The organism is uncultured Mucilaginibacter sp., assembly GCF_937859865.1.
Classification (GTDB): Bacteria; Bacteroidota; Bacteroidia; order Sphingobacteriales; family Sphingobacteriaceae; genus Mucilaginibacter_A.
Genome location: NZ_CALMAT010000101.1, coordinates 1 through 9,094, shown reverse-complemented (window position 1 = coordinate 9,094; position 9,094 = coordinate 1). Strand labels below are relative to the sequence as shown.

General features: G+C 40.7%; 6 protein-coding genes. 5 read left to right on the top strand and 1 reads right to left on the bottom strand.

Going from position 1 to position 9,094, the window contains the following annotated elements:
• The 5 genes from Q0192_RS10660 to Q0192_RS10640 form a co-directional block, all read left to right on the top strand.
• Nucleotides 1-555 (top strand): sterol desaturase family protein (locus Q0192_RS10660; protein ID WP_299289468.1); only part of this gene is annotated, 555 nt, incomplete at its 5' end.
• A 278-nt stretch (nt 556-833) separates the two neighbouring features.
• The gene (locus Q0192_RS10655) at nt 834-1,907 is read left to right on the top strand and encodes a BamA/TamA family outer membrane protein (protein ID WP_299289467.1); all 1,074 of its coding nucleotides are present in this window, start codon (nt 834-836) and stop codon (nt 1,905-1,907) included.
• A 434-nt stretch (nt 1,908-2,341) separates the two neighbouring features.
• Complete coding sequence (locus Q0192_RS10650) at nt 2,342-5,170, top strand: TonB-dependent receptor (RefSeq protein ID WP_299289466.1); 2,829 nt, start codon at nt 2,342-2,344, stop codon at nt 5,168-5,170.
• A 23-nt stretch (nt 5,171-5,193) separates the two neighbouring features.
• Complete coding sequence (locus Q0192_RS10645) at nt 5,194-6,615, top strand: hypothetical protein (protein WP_299289465.1); 1,422 nt, start codon at nt 5,194-5,196, stop codon at nt 6,613-6,615.
• Between the two features lie 260 nt (nt 6,616-6,875).
• On the top strand, nt 6,876-7,433 hold the full coding sequence (locus tag Q0192_RS10640; protein WP_299289464.1) for a histidine phosphatase family protein: 558 nt from the start codon (nt 6,876-6,878) through the stop codon (nt 7,431-7,433).
• A gap of 204 nt (nt 7,434-7,637) precedes the next feature.
• On the opposite strand, the gene Q0192_RS10635 is transcribed toward Q0192_RS10640, so the two are convergent.
• A partial coding sequence (locus Q0192_RS10635; RefSeq protein WP_299289463.1) for a molybdopterin cofactor-binding domain-containing protein occupies nt 7,638-9,094 on the bottom strand: 1,457 nt, incomplete at its 5' end.

Below are 9,094 nucleotides of genomic sequence, written 5' to 3'. Positions count from 1 at the left end.
CAGCACAAACACGCCATCCTGTTCTATGTGTTGTCCTTTTTATTGCTTGATTTTTTTGAATACGTCTATCATGTTGTGATGCACAAAGCCGGCCTGCTTTGGAAATTTCATTTGGTACACCATACCGATTTAGATATTGATGTTTCTACCACCGTGAGGGAGCATCCGGGCGAAACTTTTGTGCGGGTATGTTTTTTAATGGTTTGGGTATTTATCAGTGGTGCATCGGTAGGCGTGCTTATTGTACGGCAAACCGTACAAAGCGTGGCCAATATTTTTGCACACTCAAAAATAAGGCTGCACTATAAAATAGAAAAACTCATCGGTACTGTTTTTATCACCCCAAATTTGCACCATGTGCACCATCATTACCAGCTTCCTTATACCGACAGTAACTATGGCGATGTGCTAAGCATTTGGGACAGGCTGTTCGGAACGTTCAGGCAATTAAACACAAACGATACCGTATTTGGTTTGGATACCCACTTTGACCAGGCTACTTGCGGCAGCTTTGCCAATGCAATTAAAATACCTTTTGCCCGTTTTAAAAAATAGATTTATCCAAAAGGCAATTTAAACGTTGTCCTTAAAATCAAATCAGCTTAAAAGGTCAACTTTATCCTGATAAAAGAAGTATCTGTTACCAATACTTGATCGTACCTTTTTTGAAAAAGCTGAAAATAATAGCCGTCGTTCTTGTTCAGGTTTTCTTCTCATTTAGAGGATACGCAAAAGAAAATATAAGTTTTATTAAAGCTGGCAGCCTTCAATTTAACCAAGATACTACAGTTAAAAAAGATACTACAGTTAAGGAAAAAGATATAATTGACATCTTGCATTCTTTTCGAAAATCTCCAACTAAAGCGGCGCGCCCTCCAAAACAGTTTAATTTTTCATTGGTGCCCTCTGCCGGTTATACTTTATCCACCGGTTTTGCGGTTGACCTTTCTGGCAACGCGGTTTTTTATACCAACCCGGCCGATAAAGAAAAGCTTTCGAATGTTTTTTCTAATGTTACTTACGATCAGCACAACCAGTTTTTGTTCCACACCAACTCTACCATTTGGTCTAAAAGCGAAAACTATGTTTTTATTGGCGATTGGCGCCTGCTTAAATATCCCGAAAATACTTTTGGCCTGGGCAGTTTAACTAACTCATCAACACAAAACCTGGTTGATTACGATTACGTCCGTTTTTATCAAACCGTTCTCCGGAAAATCTTTACCAATTTCTATTCAGGCTTTGGCTACAACTTAGATTATCACTTTAACATTGCCGAGGCAGGGAATGCAGACCATTCTGTTTCGGATTATAAAAACTATGGTTTAAACCCTACAACTGTATCTTCCGGTATTACTTATAATTTGTTGTACGATAGCCGTAAAAACCCTGTTAATCCTATCAATGGCATTTATTCCAATATTATTTATCGTTCCAACTTGCGGTTTTTAGGGAGTGATGAGAACTGGCAATCCTTAACCCTTGATTTCAGAAAATACTTTAAACTTTCCCCAAAAAACGATAATGTTTTTGCTTTGTGGATGTTGGATTGGGTTACGCTAAACGGCCAGCCGCCTTACTTAGATTTGCCAAGCACCGGCTGGGATACCAATGGAAATTCGGGCAGAGGCTATCCGCAGGGTAGGTTTAGGGGCAAAAGTATGTTGTACCTGGAAGGGGAATACCGCTTTAACATTACCCAAAACCATTTGCTGGGGGGCGTACTTTTTGCCAATGCAGAAAGCTTTTCGGCCTATCCCGGCAACCAATTTCAAAAAATATTGCCTGGGTACGGGCCGGGAGTCAGGATCAAGTTTAACAAGCAGTCGCATACAAACTTATGTATTGATTATGGCATTGGCCAGCATTCGCAGGGTTTCTTTGTAAATTTGGGCGAAGTGTTTTGATGGACGATAAACGCAATTATAATTGCTGCAAACTTTGACAGCTCCAATTTAAAACACCTGGTTTTCTTTTACAAATCATCCAAATCCTGCAAAACCTGTTTTTGATTTTAGGCCAATTTTTACCCGATAAAAGAAGCATCACAAATATCGGCCGTTAAAAAACGAAGCCAATCATTTACCTTTTCCCTGATACTTCTTTTACCACTAAAAATTCATTGACAATTGATTACTGGTTCCGCAATTTATTAATCAACGAAAGGTTTTTTTCTGTTATCAATCCAAACAGAAGCAATTGATATTAACCTTGATTTAACAATTACAAGTCAAATTCACCAATTTTGTTAAGCTTGAGTTATCAAATTATTACCATTTTGATCTTCCCGTTTTTTCGCTTTTCCGACTGGTAGGTTTGCGGCTTAATCAACTTATTGCTGATGAAGCTACACCTGCTTATACCCGGGAAAATATGCCTGACCTTTATTTTTTTAATCACACTGCTAAAAACCACCAACGCACAAACTATTAAAGGAAAAGTTTATGATTCGACTTCTGGCGAACCTTTAACAGGCGCCTCGGTGCAGGCAGAACAAGGCAGTTTTAAACAATACACATCGGTAAACCTGGACGGCTCCTACACTTTCCGCAATTTGAAACCGGGAAAATACGAATTAAAAGCCCGATTTATTGGCTATAAAACCACCGAAGGACAAGAAGTTGAGCTTAAAGAAAACGCAACCCTTGTTGTAAACCTTAAAATGCAAAACGCCAGCACCAGCTTGAACGAAGTAAAAATAAAAGGACAAACCAGCAAAGAATCAGACGGTTCTGCCAGAGGGATTGAAAAAAATGCCAGCAGTATAGAAAATGTGCTTTCTGCCAATACCATTCAGCTTTTGCCTGATGTAACGGTAGCCAATGCCTTGCAACGGGTAAGCGGTGTTACGGTGCAAAGGTCTTCAAGCGGCGAAGGGCGTTATGCAATTATCCGCGGGATGGACCAGCGCTACAATTCTACATTGGTTAATGGCATCAAAATTCCAAGTCCAGATCCTGCATTTCGTTTTGTGCCGATGGATGTTTTCCCTTCGGAGATGCTGGAACGTTTGGAAGTGATCAAAGCATTGACCCCAAGTATGGAAGGCGATGCGATAGGCGGCGTAATGAATTTAGTGATGAAAAGCGCACCAGACAGGTTTATTTTAAGTGCTAATGTCTCGGGTGGCTTTTCAAGTTTGTTTTCTTCATCAAGGCCTTTTTCGGCTTTTAGTGCATCTCCCAACAAAAACTCTCCTGCAGCAATGAATGGCAATAGTTACGCAGCAACTTACAGCGATTTTAATAACAAAGCCTTAACCAGTGATAGAAATTTATCAAACCCTTTTAGCTCTACAGCCGGTCTTACCATTGGCGACCGTTTTTTTAAGAATAAGTTAGGCGTTATTGTATCTGCCAGTTATCAAAATATTTACCGTGGCTCTAATTCAAAAGAGCTTACACCAAATGCACAGCCTTCGGCAATACCGCTACCCAACTCTCCGCAGTTTTCTGATGCTTATGACCGTACCTACTCTACTCAAACCGAACGTTTAGGTATCCATAATAAAATTGATTATGTCATCAATGATAAAAACAGATTGTCTTTATACAATTTATATATCAACCAAAACGAGTTTGAATCCAGGTTAACATCAGATACTTTAGGCTTAGGTTTAAATTCAACCGGCTTAAGCAAGCAAATTACTATTTTTAACAGGAGCACTTTAACCAAGCAAACCATTTATAACTCTACCCTGCATGGCGAGCATGTTTTAAGTAATAATTTAAGGTTTAACTGGAATAGTGTTTATTCTAATGCTACACGGCATATGCCTGATCGTACCGAGTTTTCTTACGATGCCAACAAAGCTTTAAACAGTTCGGGTGTGGTAACAACGGAGATCGACAACAACACTAACTTGACGCATCACTGGGAAAACAATAAAGACCAGGACTTTGCAGGATACGGCAACTTCGTTTACACGCCTAAAATTGCAAACCGCGATGTCGAATTTTCTTTGGGCGGCTTGTACCGCCACAAAAACCGGGATGCAGATTACATAACCTATTCTTTGACCGGCGGTAAATCTACTTTGTTTAACGGCAATTTCAGCAATCTTCCTTTTGGTTTTAATTCGACCGCAGATGGAATCGGCGCCAATAATCCTGACCTTCAAAACAACTATACGGTCAAGGAAAATGACAACTCAGAATACCTGCAACTGAAGTTTGATGTTGTCCCTAAATTACAGGTAATAGGCGGTGTGCGGGTTGAAAATACTTATATGACTTATGCAACCGAATCGCCATTAACCGTTACCCAAAGAAGCGGCACCATCAGTTATACCGATGTTTTGCCAAGCATCCATTTAAAATATATGCTTACAGATAACCAAAATTTAAGGGCTTCTTATTTTGCTTCCATCAGCCGCCCGGGTTTTGGCGAGATTGTTCCGTACAAGGTTTCCGGCGAATACTACGACCAGGAAGGCAACCCGTTGTTAAAGCATATTACGGCTGATAACTATGACGTTCGCTACGAACTTTTTCCCGGCGGCGCAGACCAAATTTTGTTAGGTTCATTTTTTAAGAAAATCCACAACCCAATTGAGTATTTTGTGGTAAGGGACGGCGGCCCAAGTTCGCAGGTAATTAAACCACAAAATGATGAAGGAGACGCTACCAATTATGGCTTAGAAGCATTGGTAACTAAATTCTTTGGTGTGGTTGGGTTTTCTGTTAACTACACTTATACGCATTCCAGGATTACAACAAACAAATTGCTTTATTATAACGACCCAACTTTAGGTTTGCAGCAATCTTTTGTAAACGAAACCCGTCCGTTGCAAGGCCAGGCCAATAATGTTGGCAACGCTTCTGTTTTGTTTAAAAGTGCAAAAATCGGTTTGGATATGCAGGTTGCGTTTGTTTTTACCGGAGAACGGCTGGCACAAGTATCACCTTATTATAATTTAGATTTTTACCAGCACGCTTTTAACCAGTTGGATTTTTCTTTTGAAAAAACACTGGCAAAAAGAGTATCCTTTTATGGAAAAATTAATAACCTGACCAATACCGCCAACAAAATCTATTTAAAGTTTCCGCATGGAAGTTTGGATGCAAAACAGCAGGAATTTTTAGGGAAACAGGATATAGCTGCACAAACGTTGGTACAAAGTGATTACTATAAAACTTTGTTTTTAGGCGGATTCAGGTACAAGTTTTAATTGAATTTATAAAGATGATCAAAATGAACAAATCAATATATATTGTTTTAGTTGCAATAGCTGCTACATTTTCCGGTTGTAAGAAATGGGAAGGCGAGCATACTGATATTTATAGTTACACGCCTCCGGCAGCAAACCCGGTAAGCGATAAAGCACCACTAACCTGCAGTGGTGGCAGCACGGTTGTACCGGTAAAAGGCACCATGCTTTCCGGCAAAACTTATAGTGTTGCAGATGGCTGCGATTTGGTTATCAATGCAAACGATACTTTGTTGATGCAACCGGGCGTAACGTTAAACATGGGCGCAGGCAGCAGTTTGATTGCATTGGGCACCTTGGTAAGCAACGGGTCTAAAGATCAGCCTAACTTTATTACGGTTGCGGGCGTTATCGAAAATGATATGCCAGGCGGAGTTGCCCCGGCTACAGACCCTGCTTTTGCCGGAAAATGGAAAGGTATTATTGGCGGCCCAACTTGTAATTTAATGGTGCTAAGATGGACACATGTGGCATACGCTGGCTTAACAGAAGGCAAGGCCACTTCAACTATTGCAGGTTCTGGTATAGGCAACCAATACAGTATCTTATTTGCCAATTATAAAGGCAACTTTGTAATGGAAGATTCCTGGTTATATGGCGGCGTGGATGACCCGATCCGTATTTCGGCCGGTAAAATTGCCATTTTCAGAAACACCTTTGAAAAAAATGGTGTAAGCGGTGGCGATTGCATCAATGTAAAAGGCGGCACGGTTGGCACGATGGCTTATAATTTTTTTATCGGTACGGCTACAAACGGACAAAAAGCATCAAACAAAGGCCAGGCAACTGGTGCGCCGCAAACCAATATTGTAATGTACAATAATACTTTTGTAAGCGGCGGTTACCGGCAGGTGCAAAGCGGCCGTGGCGGTTGTATCAATTATGAAGAAGGCGCCGCAGGTATGTATTATAACAATGTTGCCGTAAATTGTAAATATGGTTTCCGGGTAGTTGGAAGCCCGGTTGCTGATGTGGCGCATCTTTCTTACGGCAACAATTTTCAATATGCAGATTCTTTGAGCGTGGCCAACCAGTTTTACCCTACGGGTTATATTACACAGCCACAAGTTACAGACATTCCTTCGATCAAAACCTCAGCCAAATATCTTCCTGCAAATTATACATTGGGTGCAATTTATGACGGAAGCGATGTGGTCCAAAAAAACAACCCCATGTTTCTTAACTTTCCGTTGCCAACTTCCGGCCATCCTTTAGCGCAATACAGTGCGGTTGGCACTTACAATTTTCGTTTGCAGGCATCTTCGCCTTTAATCGGAAAAGGCAAAACCAATATCCAACCTTTAATTGTAGTGCCTTTGGATAAAATTTACGGCCTTTCGGAAGCTACTGCTGCAGGTTCAGATTTAGGTTGCTACCAACTTAATGGCACGGGCAACCAGCACTGATTATGAATGTTGTTTTGACAATCCTGCTGCCTTGTACTTTTTAATTTGGATTGATTTTATTACTTCAATTTTCATCAAAATTTCAAAGCCTGTTTAAGTTTAGATTAGAAAAAATTGCCAATACTTCTTTTACCCTATAAATTTTGGTGGCTGCATCCTTTTAAATAAACTAAATGTTTACCAATTTTTATAGGGTAAAAGAAGCATGGATATTCTATAAAGTATATTTTAAACAGCACTTACAATTTTAAACTTAACCCATGAAAAAAACCATAATACCGCTGCTGCTTTTCACCATATTTTGCACGGTAAAAGAAGCATCGGCACAAGTCAGCAATCTTAAAATTATATTTATCCGCCATGCCGAAAAACCAGTAAAAGGAGACAATTTAACCTGCCAGGGCTTGAACCGTTCTTTGCAATTACCAGAATTAATCCACCATAAGTTTGGCGTGCCGAATTTTCTTTTTGCCCCTGGTTTAGGTTTGGGCGAGGCAACCAAACATGCCCGTATGTTTGAAACTATTGCCCCTATTGCAATCAAATATAATTTGCCAATCAACACCAGCCATGCCGAGAAAGATTCGACATTGATGGCGCAAGATTTAAAAAGTAAAGAAGGGACAATTATTGTTGTTTGGGAACATAAAGCTATTGCACCAATCGTTAGGTCTTTAGGTGTAACAGCATCAAATTTGATTTGGCCTGATGACGATTATGACAGCATTTGGATTGTTGCTTTTGCAAACGGAAAAGCAGTTTTTTCAAAAGATAAGGAAGATTTGCACCCGCCTTCGGATTGTAACTTTCAACAATAGCTGGCTGATTTCATTATCCAATCCAAATGAGTTTTGTTTTCTATCAAATTAACAGGCCCGGTATCCATAACAATGCTTCTTTTAGCACATAAAGTTTAGATCTCCCCTATTTAAAGAAAGAAAGTTTTACCGATTTTATGCCGATAAAAGAAGCATTGAAAATAAACAGAAATAAATTTAAACTGGATAAAAATCTGTTTTCACTTATACCAAACGAAAGCCGTGCTTTTTAATCGGAAGCTCCCGAACCCTAAACCCTGTTGCGGCAAATATGGCATTGCACAGTGCAGGTGCTACAGATGGTACTGACGGCTCACCGCCGCCATCGGGTTTCTCTTCGCCAGCAATCAAGTTAATCTCGAAAGGCGGCATTTCGTTCATGCGCAATACCTGGTAATCATTAAACGACTGCTGATTCACCATCCCGTTTGTTATAGTTATTTCGTTGTTGAACATTCCGCTTAAAGCCCAAACCAAGCTGCCTTCTATTTGTGCCTTTAAACCATCGGGGTCTATAACCAACCCGCAATCAACAACTGCAATACAGCGGTGGATTTTCACAAGCTTATCTTTGCTCACAGATATTTCCATAGCGTGGGCCACAACTGCCCCGGAACGGCCATAAGGGCAAACGGCTATCCCTCGGTAACGCCCGGTTGCCGGTTTTTCGTTCCAGCCTATTTTATCGGCACATCGGGTCAATACGTTTTTCAGGCGTATATTGTCTTTGGGATTGCCATTATTAAACAAGTTAAACCTGAAAGTTACCGTATCTATTTGGTAATGAACGGCCAACTCGTCAATAAAGCTTTCGATCACAAATACATTTTGGCTAAACGAGATTGAACGCCACGACCCTATTGGTATTGGCGATTCGACCGGATAAAATGCGCTTTGGTAATCGCCAACGGGATAGCAAAGATCGTTTGTTACCCCTCCGAAACTGTCCCAAGGGCCTGATATTTCTTTGTTCGGAAACGTAGTGATTCCATATTGGTGTCGCCATTGGCTGATTTGGTCTTGTGCGCCTACTGCTGCCAAATGGTGATGGCTTGCTGGCCTGTAAAAATCCGCTTGGATGTCATCGGTACGGTTAAATAACACTTGCACCGGTAAATTCAAAGCTTTGGTAAGCAGCATAGCTTCGGCAACGTTGTCTATTTTTTCTTTTCGCCCAAAACTACCGCCCATTGGCATCAGGTTTACATTGACAGCAGAACTGTCAACCCCGAAAATTTTTGGCAAAACATTGTTGATAAACATCGGTGCCTGGAATCCGCCCCAAATTTCATACTTTCCGTCTTTATACCAAGCAGTACAATTAACAGGCTCCATGGTGGCATGTCCAAGATAAGGCACTTCGTAAGTAGCATGGTAAACACCGGAATGGTCATCAATGGTTTTGAATGGGGCATTTTTTTCTTTGCCATATACCAAGGCTGGCTTAACGCTTGCAAACTCAGTTTTGAATTGGTTTGTAAGGTCTTTGTTATTTTTTATTTTACCAAGTTCATAGCTCCATTGTACTTTTAACAAACGCTTGCCGTCCTGGGCAGCCCAGGTATTGGTTGCAATGACCGCTACGGCATTTCTGTTAAGTGCTTCTGGTATTTGGTCAACCTGGATTACTTTAACAAACCCTTTTAAGCCTTTTAACGCGC

Coding starts and splice junctions, on each gene's coding strand:
- Q0192_RS10650 (WP_299289466.1), top strand. CDS start 2,342: ATGAAGCTACACCTGCTTATACCCGGGAAAATATGCCTGACCTTTATT.
- Q0192_RS10645 (WP_299289465.1), top strand. CDS start 5,194: ATGAACAAATCAATATATATTGTTTTAGTTGCAATAGCTGCTACATTT.
- Q0192_RS10640 (WP_299289464.1), top strand. CDS start 6,876: ATGAAAAAAACCATAATACCGCTGCTGCTTTTCACCATATTTTGCACG.